Source organism: Tetragenococcus muriaticus DSM 15685, from assembly GCF_000423785.1.
GTDB lineage: Bacteria > Bacillota > Bacilli > Lactobacillales > Enterococcaceae > Tetragenococcus > Tetragenococcus muriaticus.
In genome coordinates this window covers 1-20,392 of the sequence record NZ_AUIQ01000037.1, presented here as the reverse complement: position 1 = coordinate 20,392, position 20,392 = coordinate 1, and the positions used below count along the sequence as shown (strand labels likewise).

General features: G+C 35.1%; 18 protein-coding genes, 2 pseudogenes and 2 other annotated features. Of the genes and pseudogenes, 9 read left to right on the top strand and 11 right to left on the bottom strand.

What is annotated here, in order from left to right; genetic code table 11:
- Nucleotides 1–469: 469 nt before the first annotated feature.
- The 6 genes from G577_RS0106785 to celB all read left to right on the top strand — a co-directional run bounded on the left by G577_RS0106785 (nt 470) and on the right by celB (nt 6,570).
- A complete protein-coding gene (locus tag G577_RS0106785) occupies nt 470–2,398 on the top strand; it encodes a BglG family transcription antiterminator (RefSeq protein WP_038027663.1) in 1,929 nt (642 codons plus the stop codon).
- Nucleotides 2,399–2,526: 128 nt separating this feature from the next.
- Entirely contained in the window at nt 2,527–3,966 is a 1,440-nt protein-coding gene (locus G577_RS0106780) for a 6-phospho-beta-glucosidase (RefSeq protein WP_028790567.1), read from the top strand.
- A 40-nt stretch (nt 3,967–4,006) separates the two neighbouring features.
- The gene (locus tag G577_RS0106775; RefSeq protein ID WP_028790566.1) at nt 4,007–4,330 is read left to right on the top strand and encodes a PTS cellobiose transporter subunit IIB; all 324 of its coding nucleotides are present in this window, start codon (nt 4,007–4,009) and stop codon (nt 4,328–4,330) included.
- A gap of 19 nt (nt 4,331–4,349) precedes the next feature.
- Nucleotides 4,350–4,676 (top strand): PTS cellobiose transporter subunit IIA, encoded by a 327-nt coding sequence (locus G577_RS0106770; protein WP_028790565.1) that lies wholly within the window; start codon nt 4,350–4,352, stop codon nt 4,674–4,676.
- 389 nt (nt 4,677–5,065) lie between these two features.
- A complete protein-coding gene (locus G577_RS12580) occupies nt 5,066–5,194 on the top strand; it encodes a hypothetical protein (protein WP_269317470.1) in 129 nt (42 codons plus the stop codon).
- A gap of 17 nt (nt 5,195–5,211) precedes the next feature.
- Nucleotides 5,212–6,570, top strand: a complete 1,359-nt coding sequence (gene celB, locus G577_RS0106760) for a PTS cellobiose transporter subunit IIC (RefSeq protein ID WP_028790563.1) — start codon at nt 5,212–5,214, stop codon at nt 6,568–6,570.
- A gap of 113 nt (nt 6,571–6,683) precedes the next feature.
- Here celB and trmB read toward each other — a convergent pair whose 3' ends face one another.
- From trmB to G577_RS0106725, 7 genes are all read right to left on the bottom strand, one after another.
- Nucleotides 6,684–7,331, bottom strand: coding sequence for a tRNA (guanosine(46)-N7)-methyltransferase TrmB (trmB, locus tag G577_RS0106755; protein ID WP_028790562.1), 648 nt, complete (start codon nt 7,329–7,331; stop codon nt 6,684–6,686).
- Nucleotides 7,332–7,387: 56 nt separating this feature from the next.
- Entirely contained in the window at nt 7,388–8,167 is a 780-nt protein-coding gene (locus G577_RS0106750) for a phosphotransferase family protein (RefSeq protein ID WP_038024055.1), read from the bottom strand.
- 100 nt (nt 8,168–8,267) lie between these two features.
- Entirely contained in the window at nt 8,268–9,482 is a 1,215-nt protein-coding gene (locus G577_RS0106745; RefSeq protein ID WP_028790560.1) for an ABC transporter permease, read from the bottom strand.
- 2 nt (nt 9,483–9,484) lie between these two features.
- On the bottom strand, nt 9,485–10,213 hold the full coding sequence (locus tag G577_RS0106740; RefSeq protein WP_028790559.1) for an ABC transporter ATP-binding protein: 729 nt from the start codon (nt 10,211–10,213) through the stop codon (nt 9,485–9,487).
- A 107-nt stretch (nt 10,214–10,320) separates the two neighbouring features.
- Nucleotides 10,321–12,183, bottom strand: coding sequence for an ABC transporter ATP-binding protein (locus G577_RS0106735; protein ID WP_028790558.1), 1,863 nt, complete (start codon nt 12,181–12,183; stop codon nt 10,321–10,323).
- Nucleotides 12,180–13,907: an ABC transporter ATP-binding protein gene (locus G577_RS0106730; protein ID WP_028790557.1), complete on the bottom strand. Its 1,728-nt coding sequence runs from the start codon at nt 13,905–13,907 to the stop codon at nt 12,180–12,182. Before G577_RS0106730 ends, G577_RS0106735 begins: the two co-directional genes overlap by 4 nt.
- Nucleotides 13,907–14,593: a TetR/AcrR family transcriptional regulator gene (locus G577_RS0106725; RefSeq protein WP_028790556.1), complete on the bottom strand. Its 687-nt coding sequence runs from the start codon at nt 14,591–14,593 to the stop codon at nt 13,907–13,909. Before G577_RS0106725 ends, G577_RS0106730 begins: the two co-directional genes overlap by 1 nt.
- 276 nt (nt 14,594–14,869) lie before the next feature.
- Between G577_RS0106725 and def the strand changes: the two genes are divergently transcribed.
- Nucleotides 14,870–15,433 carry a peptide deformylase gene (gene def, locus G577_RS0106720; RefSeq protein ID WP_028790555.1) on the top strand — a complete coding sequence of 188 codons (564 nt, stop codon included), beginning with the start codon at nt 14,870–14,872 and terminating at the stop codon, nt 15,431–15,433.
- A gap of 203 nt (nt 15,434–15,636) precedes the next feature.
- On the opposite strand, the gene G577_RS0106715 is transcribed toward def, so the two are convergent.
- The 4 genes and pseudogenes from G577_RS0106715 to G577_RS11185 form a co-directional block, all read right to left on the bottom strand.
- Nucleotides 15,637–16,470 (bottom strand): MetQ/NlpA family ABC transporter substrate-binding protein, encoded by an 834-nt coding sequence (locus G577_RS0106715; RefSeq protein ID WP_028790554.1) that lies wholly within the window; start codon nt 16,468–16,470, stop codon nt 15,637–15,639.
- Nucleotides 16,471–16,488: 18 nt separating this feature from the next.
- Entirely contained in the window at nt 16,489–17,169 is a 681-nt protein-coding gene (locus G577_RS0106710) for a methionine ABC transporter permease (protein ID WP_028790553.1), read from the bottom strand.
- A 1-nt stretch (nt 17,170) separates the two neighbouring features.
- Complete coding sequence (locus G577_RS0106705; protein ID WP_028790552.1) at nt 17,171–18,217, bottom strand: methionine ABC transporter ATP-binding protein; 1,047 nt, start codon at nt 18,215–18,217, stop codon at nt 17,171–17,173.
- Nucleotides 18,218–18,294: 77 nt separating this feature from the next.
- Nucleotides 18,295–18,531, bottom strand: a binding site (T-box leader).
- Between the two features lie 38 nt (nt 18,532–18,569).
- Nucleotides 18,570–18,807: a binding site (T-box leader), on the bottom strand.
- A gap of 81 nt (nt 18,808–18,888) precedes the next feature.
- A pseudogene (locus G577_RS11185) lies at nt 18,889–19,455 on the bottom strand (sugar O-acetyltransferase); the annotation flags it as partial.
- 290 nt (nt 19,456–19,745) lie between these two features.
- Between G577_RS11185 and G577_RS0106690 the strand changes: the two are divergent.
- On the top strand, nt 19,746–20,045 hold the full coding sequence (locus G577_RS0106690; protein WP_028790550.1) for a hypothetical protein: 300 nt from the start codon (nt 19,746–19,748) through the stop codon (nt 20,043–20,045).
- 130 nt (nt 20,046–20,175) lie between these two features.
- A pseudogene (locus tag G577_RS0106685) lies at nt 20,176–20,392 on the top strand (ISLre2-like element ISTeha1 family transposase); the annotation flags it as partial.

Below are 20,392 nucleotides of genomic sequence, written 5' to 3'. Positions count from 1 at the left end.
AGAGTCACGGAACATGCGCGAAAAATTCAAGTTCACCTTTCTAGTACCAACGTTTATAACACGCTTTTCTGGGAAGTCCTTACGCGAATTCAGCGATTGAATCTTTAACTTATTCACTTCACTCTTTCCTTATAAAAAGCTTATTTTCCACCTTCTAGGAAGAACTTTATCCTTTTTTAGCGTTCTACAGTAGTTCTTTCCTGTACTTGGCTCAAAATCGACAGTAAAAATAGAAAATAACACGAACAACAACCCTGTTGACCGGCCCGATTAGTTATCCACAAATTTTTAGAAATCATTCAGGATAGGTTTTATAATCCTTTTTTTATAAAATGTTGGAAATAAAATTGAACAATAAATACAAAATATTCACCTATTGCCTATCAAAATCTATTTTATTGGCTTATACTTTTTTAATGCCTAATTTATAATAGTAAAAAGGTGTCATTATTTAAGGAGGATTCACACAATGAACGCTCGTATGCAACGAAGCATTCAACTACTACTAACATCAAATGAATTACAAACCAGCACAGAACTTGCCACTACCCTTCAAGTTAGTTCAAAAACGGTCCAAACTGATATTAAGAATTTGAAAGGCTTGTTGAATAACGAGATTGCAACTATTGAATCATACCGAGGAAAGGGATACTTTTTTAATGTTAAAGATGAAAACGAATTTAAACGCTTTTTAAGCAAAGTAACAGAAAGAAACATGCAAGTTATACCAACAGAACCTGAGGAACGGCAGCAGTTTTTAATAGAAAAATTATTATTGCAACCTTCATATCTTAAAATGGACGACCTTGCCGAAGAACTATTTGTTAGCCGTTCTACCTTGCAAAGTGATATTAATCATGTTCGAAAGATTGTCGAAAGTTATGATTTATTTCTGGAACAAAAGCCTAATTACGGGATTAAAGTTTCAGGTAATGAAATGGATGTTCGTTTCTGTATTTCCGAATATATCTTCAATCAAAAAGCAGACATCATGGATCCTTCGTCTGATTTAGTTGAGATACTAGCAAAAGATGAAATCGACTGGATTCGAGATAGTATACTTTCTAAACTAAGAGAACATAAGATAATTATTACAGATGTCAGTTTGAATAATTTAATTACGCATATCGCTATTTCATGTAAGCGAATACGCGAAAGGGAAAATATTGAAATCTATCACGAAGAACTTAAACAAATTACAAGCAAAAAGGAATATCAAATTGCTAAAGAAATAGCAGAAAGAATAGAACAAAAGCTTAATGTGTCATTTTCAGTTAATGAAATAGCGTATCTTGCAATTCACTTACAAGGAACAAAGAAAATGCATTCAAGTTCTGAGATGGAAGAAATCCAAACTGTTTTAGAAGATAATATTCAATACCTAACAAAAAATATACTTAAACAAGTGGATAACATATACTCTTTGGACCTTTTGCAAGATAAAGAATTAATATTAGCGCTGAGTTTGCATTTAAAACCTGCAATCAATCGACATAAGTACCAAATGAATCTAAGAAATCCCCTGCTAAATCAAATTAAAAATAAATATCCATTTTCTTACGAAATCGCTCTAACTATTGGCGCACAGGTTATTAAAGAAACCCTAGGAATAACTATTGATGAAAATGAAATTGGTTATATCGCGCTTCATTTTGAAGCTGCCTTAGAAAGGAAAGGAAAAAGTGCTAAAAATAAAAAAAGATGTTTAATCGTTTGTGCATCTGGATTGGGCACAGCACAATTACTATTATTAAAACTAAAAAATCAATTTCCTAATGAATTAAATATTTTAGGAACCACTGAATATTATGAATTAAAAAAGCAGCCTTTATATGACATAGATTTTGTTATCAGTACGATTCCTATACCAGAAAAGTTACCTGTCCCCGTTATCCAAATAAGCACTTTATTAGGAAATCAAGATGTAAGTAAAATAGAGAAACTAGTCCATCATGACTTTGAAATAATAGAAAATTATATGCGAAAATCATTTACTTATTTAAAAAGAGACTTTTCTTCAAAAGAAGAAGTGATTTACTTTTTAGGGGATAGACTCATGGAAGATGGTATCGTCAATTCAAATTTCATCCATTCAGTATTAGAACGTGAAAATTATTCTCCTACTAGTTTTGGTAACTTAGTGGCTATCCCTCACCCTATGGATCCGCAAGTAAACGATACTTTTTGGTCAATTGTCACCCTAAAACAACCTATACAATGGGATGATAAACCTGTTCAATTTATTTGTCTTTTGAATGTTAGTAAGCAAAACCAAATGGAAGAGTCTAAACCGATGTATGATGTATTAATGAAATTATTAGATAATCGACGAATCATCCACAGACTTTTGCAATGTGAAACTTATGAAGAGCTGAAAAAAGTATTACGAAGTTTATAAAAGAGATACGCGTAGTCGTATCTTTTTTTATTTTGAATATTTTTCGGTTATCAACCGAAAAATATTCTCTACAAATGAAAGCGGTTATAATTTATATTAAAAATGTAATAAATAAAGGAGGTATCTAAATGGCAAAACTACCTGAAGGTTTTTTATGGGGCGGCGCAGTCGCAACGCACCAAATTGAAGGTGGCTGGCAAGCAGATGGTAAAGGCATAAGCACCGCAGATGTCATGACAGCAGGCAATAACACGACACCTCGTCGTATAACCGAGGGCGTACTTAAAGGTGAAAATTATCCTAACCACGAAGCCATCGATTTTTATCGTCGTTATAAAGAAGACATTGCTTTGTTCAAAGAGTTAGGTTTAAAAGTTTTTCGAACATCTATTGCTTGGGCGCGTATTTTCCCAAATGGCGATGAACAAGAGCCGAATGAAGAAGGGTTAAAATTTTACGATAACTTATTTGATGAATTATTAGATGCTGGAATTCAACCAGTCATTACCTTATCCCATTTTGAAATCCCCTATCATTTGGCAAAAGAATACGGAGGCTTTAGAAATAAAAAATTAATTGATTATTTTGTTCATTACGCAGAAGTAGTAATGAATCGTTATAAAGATAAAGTGAAATACTGGATGACTTTTAACGAGATTAACAATCAAGCAGACAGCCAAGATCCATTTAGCACTTGGACAAATTCAGCCATTTTAATAAACGAAGACGAAAATTCTGAAGAAGTTGTCTTCCAAGCTGGTTTAAATGAATTAATTGCCAGTGCCAAAGTCGTAAAGTTAGGCCATAAAATTAACCCAAACTTCCAAATTGGTTGTATGTTAGCTTATGTTCCTATCTATCCATACTCATGTAATCCCGACGATATGATGGCCTCTGTAAAGGTTATGAACCGACGCTTCTTTTATAATGATGTACACGCTCGTGGAGAGATTCCTGACTATACTTTAAAAGAGTGGGAAAGAAAAGGATACAACATTGAGTACACGCAAGAAGATTTACAAACCTTAAAAGAAGGGATCGTTGACTATATAGGTTTTAGTTATTATATGTCAGGAACTGTAAGCACATTACCCGATGTGAAAGCTCAAGGCAATGTGCCCGAGTACCCTAACGCAAAAATAGTAGATAATCCTTATATCGAAAAAAGTGATTGGGGCTGGCCAATTGATACAGTAGGTCTACGCTATATATTAAATATCCTTCACCAACGATATAATCTCCCACTATTTATTGTTGAGAACGGTTTAGGCGCTTACGATAAAGTCGAAGAAGATGGAAGCGTTCACGATCCTTATCGCGTCTCCTACTTAAGAAAACACATTAGCGAAATGATTAAAGCTGTAGATATAGATGGTGTGAATTTAATTAGTTATACACCATGGGGCGTTATCGACATTGTAAGTGCTGGCACCGGTGAAATGGAAAAACGATACGGTTTTATTTACGTAGACAAAGACAATGAAGGAAATGGAAGTTTGGAACGTTCACGTAAAGATTCATTTTATTGGTATAAAAAAGTAATCGAATCAAATGGCGAAGAATTATAGTAAAAAGTCCTAAATTTAAAAAATAGCGAAGGTGAAAAAAATGAGAAATGTATTAATTATTTGTCAAGGTGGTATGTCTTCTTCTGTATTAGCAAAGAAAACTACTGAGCATTTAAATGAAGATGGGAATGATATTCAAGTAGAAGCAACCTCTACCAACGAAGGAAGAGAGATGATTGAAAAAGGCAAGTACGATTTATATTTAGTTAGCCCACAAACAAAAATGTATTATGATCAACTAAAAAAAACAGGTGAACGAGCAGGTAAACCTGTAGCAAATATCCCACCCCAAGCTTATGTCCCTGTTCCTATGGGCATCGAAAAATTATCTAATTTAATTTTACAAGAATTACCTGAATCGTAGAAGTAAAGGAGCTAGATGAATGGATCAAGAGGAAATTCAAAATGTTGCATTTACCATTATTTTACATAGTGGAAATTCCAGAACAATGGTACACGAAGGTTTTGATTTAATGAGAAGTAAAGAGTTCGAAAAAGCAGAGGAAAAATTAGATGAAGCTAATAGTGAGTTAACAGCTGCCCATCAATCCCAAACTACACTTATGCAAAAATATACTGCAGGTGAGGAAGTAAATACAGATATTATTATGGTACACGCACAAGATCATTTAATGACAACAATGACATTAAGAGAAGTTGCCTTAGAAATGTTGTCTTTATATCAAACTGTCAAATTCGAAAGTGAGTGAGAAATTCTCTTATGAGAAAAGATAGAAAAATACAAATTGAGGAAAATAAGAAAAATTTCAGTATAAAATCAATGTATTTTAATCGATATTTGCTCGTTAGATATATTATAGCACTATTCTTTTTTACTAATATTTATTGGTTAATTTCATTGCTAATGAGTAGTTCCCCTTTATTTTTTATCCCTTTATCCTTAATGCTTATCTTATTAAGTAGTGTAGCCGAACAAATAAAAATTTTAAATAATCACACGAATCAAGCAACCAATACAAAGTATTGTTTTAAAGTTCTACTTATAACGAATGTGTTATTAATGTTTTTAAGTTCTTTTTCTACAACTTTCACACATTTATATCCTTTTCTTATAAATCAAATGAAATCTCAAATCCTAGTGTTAAGTATTCTGGCAATCGAAGTTTTACTAAGCGGAATTATTCTCTATCGATTACATCAAATTAAAAATAATGAAGACAGACACTATCATCGTATTAAACAATATGAAGAGATTATGCAGACATAATTGAAAGGAGAATTTTTATGGAATCAGGAAATAAAACACTTGATACTTTAGAAAAGTATGTGTTAGGGCCTATGAGCAAAGTTGCGCAGTGGCGCATCGTACGTTCTGTAATGGCTGCTGGGGTAGCTAGTATTCCATTTATTATTGTGGGATCTATGTTCCTTGTTTTTAATGTGTTACCTGAAACATTTACTTTTTTAGAAGGTTTTTTCAACAATACTTTTTTTAGAGTTAGTGATTTATATATGTTAGCAAATAAAACAACAATGGGATTACTAGCACTGTACTTTGGTATTGTCATGGGGTATGAGTATACAAGAATATACGCTGAAGAAGATAATCTAAATATGAATCCAATGAATGGTGCTTTGCTAGCAATGTTTGCTCTGTTTATGACAGTTCCTCAATTAGTTTTTAGTAATGGGGAAATGTCTTTAGTAAATCAAAATAACGAAGATGCAATCATCGTTTATGGTTGGGAAATGGTTGAAGATGGTATCAGTCGTTTAGGTTCCTCAGGAATTTTTTCAGCAATTATTATGGCTATACTCGCTGTACAACTTTATAAATTTTGCGTCAAAAAGAATCTAGTTATAAAAATGCCAGAAGCAGTACCTTCTGGTGTAGCTAACGCGTTCACAGCTTTAATACCGGCATTTGTCGTTGCTATTTCTGTTTTAGTAATTAATGGTATTTTAATTGCTCTAGGTACAGATATTTTTAAATTAATAGCCTTACCTTTTGGCTTTGTTGTCAATCTAACAAACAGTTGGGGAGGCATATTGGTTATCTATTTCTTAGTTCATATACTTTGGTTAGTAGGAATTCATGGATCAAATATTATTATCCAAGGTTTTCTTTTTCCAATTCTTATGTCAAATCTACAATCCAATATAGAAGGTGCAAACATTCCGTTTGCTGGAGAACTTAATAATGCTTTTATTATCGTAGGTGGTGCTGGCGCGACATTAGGGTTAGTAATATACCTTGCATTTGTAGCAAAGTCCAAACAACTAAAAGTATTAGGCAAGGCTGCGATTGTCCCTGGATTTTTTAATATTAATGAACCATTAGTATTTGGTCTGCCCATTGTTTATAATCCTTTCCTAGCTATCCCATTTTTCTTGGCACCAATGGTTACGGCTTCAATAGCTTATTGGGCAGTTGAATTACAGTTTATACAACCTGTTATCGCCATGATGCCTTGGCCAACTCCTATAGGCGCGGGTGCTTTTATTAGTACTGGCGGAGACTATATGGCCATCATTTTAGCAATAATTTGCGCGGCTATAGCATTTCTCATTTGGTTACCATTTATTAGATTGTACGATAGAAGATTGGTTAAGCAAGAGCAAGAAGAAAATGCTTCTGTATAAACTAATTGACTAAAGGTTTTGGTTTAATGAAAAAACCACTCTGTTTCCTTTTCTTCAAAGGCTACAGAGTGGTCTTTTATTTAAAATTCAAATAGATGAACTATTATATTTTGCTATCTTCTCTCCGGAAATTTTACTTCTACGCGATAAATAGGTTGTCCTTTTTGCGAAAATTTTTCTTCGTATTCTGTCATAATATTATTCGTAAAATCACTTGCGTGCAAGTCAAGCCAAACCTCTTTAATGATCATGCCGTATTGCGAAAAACTTGCTAACGAATACTCAAACAATCCTTGATTGTCCGTTTTAAAATGAATTTCTCCGCCTGGCTGCAGTATCTTCTCATCAACAGCTAAAAATTTATGAGAAGTCAGCCGCCTTTTGGCATGTTTTTTCTTAGGCCAAGGGTCAGAAAAATTTAAGTAAATCAGATCTATTTCATTTTCAGCAAAATATTCAGTTAATGCTGAACCATCCACATGAAGCAATTGGACATTTGAAAGTCCAGCCTCTTTGATTTTATCTAAAGCAAAAGACACCACCGTCGTTTGTAAATCAATTCCGATATAGTTGATTTCGGAGTGAGCTTTTGCCATTTCAGTAATAAATTGTCCTTTTCCCATACCAATTTCAATATGTATCGGATGATCATTTGCAAAGCGTTCTTTCCAATGACCTCGCCATTGTTTTGGGTCAGAAATAACAAATTGAGGATTGTTAGCAACCATTTCTTCAGCACCATGACGTTTTCTAATTCGCATACTTAACTCCTTCTAAAAAGGGTGGTTGTTGTCATCATAGACACACCCACCCTTTTTTATCCTGTGTAAATTCGCTTTAGTTGTAAGATTCCTTCATTGACTTCTTTTGTATCGCCTTTAAGGCAACATTTCTTTATTTCTTGTAACATACTCAATAAGGCGTACCAATAAACTTTTTCAATATTTGCATCCGTACTTTGTATACCATAGCTCATCAGCCACTGGCTCCATCTTGAAACTGGCAAATAATTGCCTAGAATAGTCCCAATGTCTACAGCTGGATCAGCAAACATCACAGAATCCCAATCCACTAAGTATAAATAATTCTGACAATCAATCCAATTACGGCAATTGACATCCCCATGAACAACCGCTTTTTCCGACGTATGAAAAGATGGAATGTTCTTTTTAAGAAATTGTAAAACTAAGGATAAAAATTGATTACTCACTAGAGTTTCAGGCAAAGTTTCTTCATATTCTTCTAACATCTTTTTTGGGGTCTTTACGATACCACCCATTCGCTTTAGCATATCTTTTAAAGAACGGGAATGATGCAAATGATAAAGAACATCAATCACGTCATTTCTTCGCCCAATCTCTTCAGGACCTAATAACTGTCCTTCAATCCACTCTTGTGCGGACAAAGTGTCTCCATCACCTGTTCGTTTTGTCCAAATGAGCTTAGGCGTAATACCTTCTTTGGATAAAGCAGCAAGCATTGGCGTAGTGTTACGTTTGATAAATATTTTGTCTTGCTCTTTTTGCCCAATATAAGCTTTTCCCGTATCCCCTTTAATCGGGCGTAGCTGCCAATCATTATCTATACGCATCGTCATCAAAGCTTACCTCCTTTATCACAGTAATTCTTATTTTAGCCTGCTACTTTCGTATCGTCAAGCACATGTATGTTCGATTTACGCTTCCAAGATTCTTCGCTTAATTCGCCATTTTTTTGAGACGATAAGGGACATAACCCTCCACAAAGAAAAATGTCATCAATAAATAACCAACGCTCACAATAAGTCGATCGCTCCATGAGGAAAGGGAAAAACAAACAATCCCAATAAACACAACAGCACAGAAAAATAAAAGTAAACGTAATAATTTTTTCATCGCGACAAGTTTTTGTTTTTCTTTAAGCGGGTACAGTTTCGTTATTGGAACATATTGATATTGTTGGTATAAAGGAAGAAGCTGGAAACCAATGAGATAAATAAATAATGCGCCAATTCCTAAAGCAAACCAACGCTCCCCAACAAAATAAAGCAATACTCCTCCTATAAGCAACAAACGAACGTATAATCCGCCATATTCATTGCCTCGTAGGACACGTCGCGCGTATAAGTATAAATAGGTATTAGTCTGGTTAAAAGAAATACGTTTTAATAAAGGATCCAAATATTTCCGTCGTTTAATTTTAGTAGAAATCTCAGGTACATCAGTAAATAAATTAATAAATTGATATATACGATGTAACCGACTTTGCTCTTCATTAATCATTTCTTCCCAGTCTAATGGAACGTCCATTGTCTGCCAGCATAACTTATGAAACAAAACAACTTGGGCAATAGAAATAATTGTGCCCAAAATAGGCTGTAGCCATAGACTAAGAGCTAAGATAATAAGAGTAAAAATTAGCCATAAAAAGTAAGCATTTTTTCTCGCCTTTTTCATATCTTGAAAGATACTCATACGTTCAATTTCTAAGTGACTAATTTTAAGTCCCCATAAACTAAACAAATAAAAGAAAAAAGTAATAAAAGACTTTCCGGTAGAAACCACCACTAAAGGCATCGTAAATGCCAAAATGAAAAGTAACACGAAAAACGGAAAAATACAGCTATAAGAAAAAGCACTCGATAGATACGTGCGCATCTGTTTTTCTTTGGGTAATAAAAAAATCTGATCTGCTGGATGCGCTAGACTAACAAAACGCCCAATATGTAACGAAGCAATCCATATAATTAAAGTTACTATCGCGCCTAAAAAATAACCTGGCGTTAAGGTTTTAAGCCAATTCGAATAATAAAATCCGATACCGCCCAATAAAAAGAACATGATTAATACAAAATGGTCGTTTAATACATATTGCATATACCGCATCATATGTTTTTGATGTTTTTTTAAACGATCTTGGAAGAAAGCTTTCATTATTATGCCCCCTTTGTTAGCGCAAGGTAAAGCTCATCTAGCGAAGCTTGTGGCATATTAAATGTTTGTCGTAGTTCTTCTAATGTTCCTTGAACTTGAATCTGACCATCATGTAACATAATAAATCGATCGCAATACTTTTCAGCTGTAGCTAACACATGCGTCGACATCAAAATGGACGAGCCTTTTTCTTTCATGCTTTGCATCAATTCTAATAATGATTGAATAGCTAAAGGATCTAATCCTAGAAATGGTTCATCAATAATATAAAGACGAGGCTCAATCAAAAAAGCACATAAAATCATGACTTTTTGCTTCATACCTTTAGAAAAGTTAGCTGGAAACCAGTCAAGTCGCTGATCTAAGCGAAATGTTTCTAGTAATGGCTGCGCCCGCTCTTGCACCTCTTTTTCATCAATATTGTAGGCCATTGCTGTTACTTCTAAGTGCTCCTTTAAGGTTAATTCTTCATATAAAAGAGGGGCCTCAGGAATATAGCCAATCTTTTGACGATAACTTTCTGGATCTTTTGTGATCGTTAGTCCATCTAATTCAATACGTCCTTGTTGCGGTTGTAATAATCCAATAATTTCTTTGATCGTTGTACTTTTTCCCGCACCATTTAAGCCGATCAAAGAAACGAGTTCCCCGTCATTAAGGGTAAAATTCAAATCCTTTAACACGGGGAATTGATTATAACCGCCTGTTAAGTTTTCTACGCGTAAGGTCATAATTTTTCCTCCAAATTTTGCTGTCTCTATTATAGCATGGATAAAGCGCAGAAAAAATTCGAATGGACAACTACTCTCAAGAAAGTCCCATTCGAATTTTAAAAAAATCATGAAGCTAATTCACCTGAAGAAAATTGACTATTATACAAATCAGCATAGAACCCGTTTTTGGCCATAAGTTGTTCATGATTGCCGGTTTCAATAATAGAGCCTTGATCCATGACCACAATATTGTCTGCCCCTTGGATTGTAGATAAGCGATGAGCAACTACAAAACTAGTACGATTTTCCAAAAGACGGTTCATTGCTTTTTGAATCAAGCTTTCCGTACGAGTATCCACACTAGATGTGGCTTCATCTAGAATTAAAACTTGCGGATCTGCTAAAAAGGCACGGGCAATAGTAATCAGCTGTTTTTGTCCTTGAGATATGTTACTAGCGTCTTCGTTTAAAATTGTATCATAACCTTCGGGCAATTGATGCACAAAGTCCTCCACATGGGCTGCCTCAGCGGCTTTTTTAACATCATTTTCTGTAGCTTGGTCATTTCCGTATCGAATATTTTCATAAATACTACCGCTAAATAACCAAGTATCTTGTAAGACCATCGATAATTTACTACGCAAATTTTCTTTAGACATATCTCGAACATCTATGCCGTCATATCGAATACTTCCGCCAGAAACATCATAAAAACGTTCCAACAAGTTAATTAATGTGGTTTTCCCAGCGCCTGTAGGCCCTACGATCGCCACAGTTTCTGCTGGTTTAACGTCTAAATTAAAGTCAGTAAATAATAATTGTCCTTCGTTATACCCAAATTCTACATCTTCAAAGCGGACTTTATAAGGCGTATTTTCTTCAACTGGTAAATGAGAAGGTTGATCGACCATTTCCTCTTCATCCAAAATTTCAAAAATACGCTCTGCTGAAGCAATTGTTACTTGAATGGTATTCACTAAATTAGATAATTGACGAATAGGCTGGGAAAATTGATTGGTATACTGTAAGAAAGCTTGTACATTTCCTAATGCCATATTTCCATTTGCAACCTTAATACCACCAATAATAGCCACGAAAACATAATCTAAGTTCTTAATAAAATTCATTAAAGGCATAATGATCGCAGAAACAAATTGGGCTTTCCAACCTGCTTCATATAATTTTTGGTTTTCTTGTTCAAAAACATCCTGGTCAATGGCTTCGTGATTAAAGGTTTTAACGACTGTATGTCCGCCGTAGGTCTCTTCGACTTGATCATTTAAAAGGCCTAAACGTTTTTGTTGTTCAGCAAAGAAGCGTTGTGAATTTGGTGCAATAATCATAACAACACCTAGGCTTAAAGGCACCGTAACCAAGGCAATTAGGGTCAATTGCCAACTAATTGTCAACATCATAATTAACACACCTATAAAGGTTACAATACTAGTCACAAATTGAGTTAAATTTTGTTGCAACATTCCAGCGATATTGTCCATATCATTGACAGCTCGAGACATAATATCACCATTGCTATGAGTATCAAAATAAGAAATAGGCAAGCGATCCAGTTTTTCATCTAAGTCTTTACGCATTTGATAAACTGACCGTTGAGATACTCGGGTCATAATAAATTGTTGTAAGAAATTGAAAATTGCTGAAGTTAAATACATTGCAATAACAATTAACAAAATCCGTCCCACTTCTTCAAAATCAATAGGAAATCTCGTAACCTCATTGCCAGCTTGCATCTGCTCAATTCCACTCATCACCCCATTAAAAATTTCCGTTGTTGCTTGTCCTAAAACCTTAGGTGATTGAATTTGAAAAACAACAGCTCCTATAGCTAATACAAAAACTAAAATAATCGCAATTAAACGAGAAGACAAATAATGGATAAGCCGACGCACTGTTTTCCAAAAGTTTTTGGGTTTACGCCTTTCTATAGACGTAGCTGCTTGCTCTGAGGTCTCCTCTTCTTTTTTACTCAAGTTAAGTCCTCCTCTCTTAATTGTGAATAAGCAATCTCTTGATAAGTTTCATTGTTTGCCAATAGCTCTTTATGAGTTCCTTTACCGACAACTTTCCCTGCGTCTAATACAAGAATAATATCGGCATCCATAATAGTACTTACACGTTGAGCAACAATCACTCGAATCGCTGTTGTCACTTCTTCTTGTAATGCTTGGCGCAAATTAGCATCCGTCTTAAAATCTAAAGCAGAAAACGAATCATCGAATACATAGACATCAGCATCTTTAATTAAAGCACGAGCAATAGCTAAACGTTGTCGTTGACCTCCAGAAAAGTTTCCTCCTCCTTGCTCTACATGACTATCTAAACCATCAGGCATTTGGGAAACAAAGTCATTGGCTTGTGCAATCTCTAAAGCCTTCCATATTTGTTGATCTGTCGCTTCTTGGTTCCCGTAGCACAAATTTTCTCGGATTGTTCCTCTAAATAAAACTGCTGTTTGGGGAACAAAACCGACAAGCTCCCTTAAATCATATTGTCGAATATTTTGAATATCATGACCGTTTAAGCGAATACTTCCCGAAGTTACCTCATGTAAGCGCGGAATTAAATTAATAAAAGTGGTCTTCCCTGAGCCAGTCCCTCCAATAATTGCTACTGTTTGTCCAGCAGTTGCTTCAAAATTAACATCTTCTAATGCCAAGTTATCTGCATCTGCATAACGAAAATTCACCTGGTCAAATGCTAAAGTCGCCTCTGTTTGGTTCAAATTGATGTTTTCAGGGTGTTGGCTATCAACAATGTCGTCTGTTTCCTCTAAAACTTCATTAATCCGATCAGCTGACGCTTGTGCTCTAGGAACCATAACAAAAATCATAGAAAGCATCATAAAACTAATCAAAATTTGCATAGCGTAGGTAATAAAAGCGATCATATTTCCTACTTCTAGTTGCATATCAGCAATATATTGTCCACCAAACCAAGTAATTCCAATATTTGTTCCGCTCATAATCAAAGTCATTAAAGGCATCATCAAGGCAACGATCGTATTTACTTTAATCGCTGTATGAGTAAAATCACGGTTGGCTTCATCAAAACGGTCTGTTTCATAACTTTCTTTATTAAAAGCTCGGATCACTCTTACACCTGTTAGCTCTTCTCGAAAAACTAAGTTAATACGATCTGTCTTTTGTTGCATACTTCGAAATAAAGGGACGGCAAAATACATAATGCCGCCCACAGCAATAATCACTAAAGGAATAACAACAAAAAAGACTTTTGTTAATTGATCATCCTGCTGATAAGCTAGAAAACTCGCTCCAAGTAACATAATAGGCGCTTGGATCATTAATCGTAGAAACATTTGGATCACACGTTGGATCTGGTTCACATCATTAGTGGTCCGAGTGATTAAAGAGGCTGCTCCATAGTGACCAAATGTATCAATAGAAAAATTTTCTGCTTTCTTGTAAATCTCACTTCGTAATTTTTTTCCCAATCTTTGAGACTCTCTTGTTGCAAAAAATGCATTACCAAAAGCCGCAATAATACTAATGACTGAAATAATCATCATTATTCCGCCAATACGCCAGATATAATCAATATCTCCTGTTGCAACCCCGTTATCAATAATATTTGATGTCATATTAGGTAAATACAAATCGGCAATCACTTGAAATACCATGAAGGCTACTGCGATCAAAGCGGCAGTAAAAGACATTTTTTTAACTACTTTTATCACTATTCTTTCACCTCTTTATTTTTTTCTGCTCCTTTTTTTAACCAGCACATTTTCAGATAAAATTCTTCCTTAATTTTTTGGATGTCATACACTCCATTGTCAAAATGATTATGATATCCATCGGCAATGGTAGAAAAGGCAATATGCAACAGTAATTGAAAAAGTAAATGGAGTTCTTGCTCACTTTTTACTTCAAGTTTTGTACGATCCACAGTTTCTAGCATTTCTTTTTTCTCTTTTTGCATTTTCTTATGATTATGCCAGGACGATGGCTGAAGTTCCTCTTCTTTTTTTCTATCGGAAAAGAAGAAAAATCTATGCATGCCGTGATAATCCATACTAATAAATAAATTCTTGTAAAAAAGAACATTATCTCCTTGAAAAATCTCTAACAGCCAACGAGAAAAGAATTCCTCAAAGGTAGCAAATAAATCTCCTTGGTGTTGTTTTAAGCTAAAAAGAAACTGTTTATGGCTATCTTTGCCTAGCGAATGAAAATAGTATAAATACAAATCGTCCACACCTGTAAAATACTGATAAAAACTTCCCCTAGAAATTTCTGCTTCTTTTACAATGTTGGCAATAGAAGCGTCTTTTAATGGGTTTTGCGAAAACTCTTTTTTCGCTGCTTCTAGTATTCGTTTCTGTTTTTCAAGCGGAAGATTAAAAAACGTTTCATTAGGCATTCATTCATTTCCTCCTTCGTTATTTATGACACGATGTCATATGACAATATGTCATTATACACTGTTAACATTATATTGCAAGAATAACATCTCTTTTTTCATAAAATTTTCCTGTATATTTTCAAAAAATCGAATCCTACGTCAAAAGTTTTTAAACGAAAGAAAAATCTTTGGCTACTAAAACTTTTTTTTGCCCGTCTTTTATTTTTTTGTGTTAAACTATTGCTTGGATAACAATTACATAGAAAGTTAGATCTGAGAGGAGTTAGAACAACAATGATCACAATGGAGGATATTATTCGCGAAGATCGTCCTACTTTACGAAACGTGGCTGAAGATGTCACTTTTCCCTTAAGTGATGAAGAAAAAAAATTAGGGCAAGAAATGATGGAATTTTTGGAAAACAGCCAAGATCCACAAAAAGCAGAGGAGTTACAACTACGTGGAGGCGTTGGACTAGCTGCTCCCCAAGTGAATGTTGGCAAAAGAATAGCCGCTGTTTTAGTTCCCAGCTTAGATTCCGAAAATAAAGAACCTGATTTTAAAGAGATATTATACAATCCAAAAATTTTAAGCCATTCCGTTCAAGGGGCGTGCTTAGGAGAAGGAGAAGGTTGTTTATCTGTTGATCGCGACGTCCCTGGTTATGTCGTACGACAAGCAAGAATTACTCTACGTTATTACAATGAAGAGGGAGAAAAAAAACAAGTTCGCTTAAAAAATTATCCAGCAGTTGTTGTACAACATGAACTTGACCATTTAAACGGAGTGCTATTTTATGACCATATTAATGAGGACAATCCGTTTACTTTAGATGAAGGTGTACTTGTCATAGAATAAATAAAAAAGGACCAACCACACCATATGTGTAAGGTTGATCCTTTTTTGTTTATTTGAGTTGCTTAAATCATCGTTACCAGTGGCTTCCTGTTACTAGTTAAACTTTTTTAACTAAACCCCAAATTTAACGATATATCAGCCGTTCCCTAGTCAAATTAGTATATATTCTTTTTTCATTTATTAATCGTTGTCTAAGGTTTTTTTTATTTTCTTCCAAATTCTTCCCAAGCAGGGATATCAGCTCCATTTGAGGTTTCTTCAATCACTTCTGCTGTTCGTTCTGTTTGGTAAGCATCGACAACTTGTTGATACACTTCATTATCTTCATCTTCTTTTCTAGCCGCAATAATATTCACGTAGGGACGGGACGTATCATCCACTGGTTCTAAATAAATCGCATCTTCATCTGGCAAAAGACCTGAGTCTACCGCCATACCGCTATTAATCACCGAAGCATCAACATCTTCCATCGCACGCGCGGTTTGGGAAGCTTCTAGCTCAGTAATTTCTAAATCTTGAGGGTTTTCTATAATATCACTTGTGGTAGGGTTTTGTACTTCTTCATCAATTGTAATCAAATCCGCTGTTTGTAATAACTTCAAAGCACGTCCCCCATTGGTGACATCATCAGGAATCGCAATTTCGGCCCCATCTTCTAATTCGTTCAAATCTGTTATTTGTTCTGAATAAATCCCTAAAGGTGCATTTACCGTATTCCCAATAGATACAAGATCTGTTCCACGCTCTTCATTATAATTATCCAAAAAATCCTGATGCTGGAAAGAGTTAAGGTCAATATCTCCACTTTCTAAAGCCCTATTCGGCTGACTGTATTCGGTAAACTCTACATATTCCAAATCAATGCCATCGTCTGCTAATCGTTCTTGAACATCATCCCAAACGTCTGTATCTGCACCAATGACACCTAACTGTACGGTTGTATTTTCTTCATTATCCGCTGAACCTTCTCCATTTCCACAACCCGCAAGGATAAAAAGAGAAGCAACGACTAAGCTTAATCGCCATTTTCTTTTCATTAAACATTCCTCCTAATTTTAGTGGCTCACTCTTCTTATTAACCAATTACTAACTGCTTGACTGATAAAGACTAAAATTAAAATAATGATCACTGCAACCCAAGTCACGTCTGTTTGGAATCGATTATAACCTCTAGTAATCGCTAAGTTTCCTAATCCACCAGCTCCAACAGCTCCAGCCATTGCTGTAAGACTAATAACGTTAATAATTGTTAACGCTGAAACACGGATAATACCAGGCAAACCCTCACGTAAGTATACCCGGAAAATAATTCCCAGTGGGCTGGTCCCCATCGCTTCTGCGGCTTCAATTACGCCAGGATCAACTTCTAATAAAGCCACTTCAATTTGTCGAGCGTAGAAGGGAACCACTGCAACAACCAACGGAACTAATGCAGCAGTAGCACCTATTGATGTTCCGACAATAAAACGAGTAAAAGTAACCAACAAAGCGAGTAAAATAATAAAAGGAATCGAGCGTACGATGTTAACAACTTTATCTAAAATGTTAAAAAAAGCGCGCTGTTCCAACAATCCGCCAGGTCTAGTAATGACTAATAAAACGCCGAAAAAAAGACCTAAAACTCCCCCTATTATTGAAGTATAAACGGCCATATAAATGGTTTCTTGAGTAGCTTCAATAAACTCATCAGGAATTTCCATGGCGTTAGGTAGAAATTGTTCAAGTAAATTTTGCATATTAAACTCCTCCTTCCGGTTGTTTTAGTATATTGACATAGACCCCTTTATTTGTCATGTATTCAAATGCTTTTTGCCTTTGTTCCAATGTACCTGATAAATTCACAATTAAACTTCCCAAAGGAGTGTCCTGAATAAATTCAACATTCCCATATAAGATGTTCGTCGTTATTTGAAATTGGCTATAAAGTTCTGCAATTAGCGGTTCGCTCGTCTGATTACCCACATAAGATAATTCAACTAGCCACTCATTTTCTTCCAATTTTGAAAAACTAGAACTCCCCAAAATTGTATCCAAAGCTTGATCCACATGAGTCGCTGTTCGAATAAAGTCTTTGGTCAACGGTTGCTCTGGTTTACTGAAAATTTGAACACTATCCCCTCGTTCAACAATTTCCCCATCTTCCATAACCGCAACCTTATTACAGATCTCTTTTACCACTTGCATCTCATGCGTAATGATTACAATAGTCAAACCTAATTGCTTATTTAACTTTTGCAATAAAGTTAAAATTTGTAGGGTCGTTTTTGGGTCTAGAGCGCTCGTTGCTTCGTCACACAACAAAATTTCCGGATCATTAGCCAACGATCGTGCAATGGCTACCCGTTGTTTTTGTCCTCCAGATAATTGACTCGGGTAGGCATTGATTTCTTCTGATAAACCTACTAATTCTAATAACTCATTGACTTTTTGTCTGCGTTCTTCTTTTGAAGTCCCTGAATATCTCAAAGAAAAAGCTACGTTATCAAAAATCGAACGATTATTCATTAAATTAAAATGTTGAAAAATCATTCCAATTTTTTTACGCTTGGCCCGCAATTCTTTAGGCTTAAGAGAACTATAATCTGTCCCGTTAACTTCAACTACTCCTTCTGTTGGTTCTTGTAACAAATTGATTACCCTTACTAAGGTACTCTTTCCAGCACCAGAATATCCAACGATTCCGTAGACATCTCCTTGGTCAACTGAAAGATCTACATTTTTTACAGCCGGAATTTCCCGATTGCCTTGTCGAAAAGTCACTGATACATCTTTTAGTTCAATCATTTATATCCTCTCCTCATTTACTTAGAAATATTTTCATATTATAAAAAAGTCCTCAAGAAAACAGACCTCGCTATTTTCTTGAGGACGCTAACGCGCGGTACCACCTCAATTAAGCTGTATAGATAAACCAGCTTCTCTTTATAGTATAGGGATATACTAGCAAAATATCGGTTGCCCCGTCATCTCTTTATTTTATAAACTTACAGATGAATCACTCGATGGCCATTTTCAAAAGGACGTTTTTCTCCTTCTCAGCTTGCGGAGTTCTCTGTAAAAAACTCTTTCCTTTTTACTTACCATGTCTTTGTCCGTCTTTATATAATAAAAAAGTCCTTTTACCAGCCGATGCTAGTAAAAGGACGAATACTCGTGTTACCACCTTTTGTTTAGAAGTTAAACCTTCCCTCACTCCGACATTCCCAATGTATGAAAGATCGGTGTTCTTTTTAACGGTAGAACTTCCGAGCATGCCTACTTATCGACACGCTATCCTCCTAGGTCATTTTCAACTCTTCAAAACTTAACTCTTTTCACCAAGCAGAGTCTCTCTTTAAAGTATCCAAATTTACTTTCCTAATCTTCAGATATTTTTCGTTGTTGGAAACAATGTATCGTATCCTAAATAAAATGTCAATATTAAGTTAAAAAATTTAGCATAACAAATCATTTTATTCATCTTCTGGCTCAATCGTTCTAATGATATTTGCAGGATTTCCAGCAATTACGACATTATCTGGATAGGACTTTGTTACGACACTACCAGCTCCAACAACAACATTATCCCCTAAAGTAACCCCGGGGACAAGAATTGCACCCCCACCGACCCATACATTATTTCCTAAAGTAATAGGAGCTCCATTTTCAAATCCGCTATTCCTTGCAGCCGGTTGCAATGGGTGAGAAGCCGTATATAATTTAACATTGGGAGCTAACATACAGTTATTTCCAATAGTAATGGGACAAATATCTAATAATACACAATCATAATTGGCATAAAAATTTTCACCAACTCGTATGTTATAACCGTAATCAAAACGAAGAATCGGTTCAATATGCAATTGACTCCCCACACGACCAAAAGTTTCTTTAATGAGTTGGCTGCGAACCTCTGAGTCCTCTTCACGGTTGATCAATCGTTGTTGCTTTCTAGCTCTCTTACGATCAGCAACTAGTTCAGGGTCAGCTGAAAAATACAATTTATCAGCGATCATTTTTTCTTTTTCTGTAGCTTTATCCATACCTTCTCCTATCAATTTTTTCTTTCTATAATAACATTTTACCTGAACTATTTCTTTTGACCATACAACAATTATATATAATACTTTGCTTATAAAAGAATAGGTCCTGAAAAATAATACAGTCTACGAAAGTAAAGCCTTTCATTTATGCTACTTTAAAAACGCATGATTCGTTTCGAATCGTACCGAAGTAATTATAATAGTTGACTTTTTCCTTGAATTTTTGTGACACTTCAAACAAAACATGATAAAATAAATTTGATTAAAGTAATAAGTGAGGTGAACAAATTATGTTAGCAGCTTTTATCTACTGGGGACTTATTTTGATTAATATTGCCTGGCTAGCGCTTAGTTTGTATTTTTCCATATTTTATTTAGTACGTAAAGAAAATGGAAACCTATGGGCATTTGGACTTTTGAATGTACTTTCGGCAGTTGTGCTTTGGATCACAATGCTTGTTTATCATACTTGGGGTTGGGGAATCACGCAATATTCAAGTCTAATTTACTTAATTTTAGGACTTTTACTTGGTTTAACTGTTTTACAAGCAATCTTAGGACGCGAATCGAAAGACTACAAAACAACTTAAGCGATCTATCTCGATATTGTTTACTTTGACTAAGTGTAAAATTTATTGAGGTTTCCTCTAGACGAATAAAAAAGAAACCGTTACTCTATTCATTGGGCTGACAGGCACTAATGAATAAAGGCGGTTTCTTATGGATTCTATTGTAACAGATTTAGTGGAAGTAATGAAGAAGGAAAGAAATTTTTTAGCAAGAGAAAGAGCCATGATGATTTTTTTTGCGCAACTGATAGCGACAATCACCCAACTAGCTTTTCAAACGCTCGATGAAGAAATTTGTGCCCAATGGAAGAAAGAAGGCTTTCGCGTCGACCGCAAAAGCGAAAGAACCATCACCTTTTTGTTTGGCA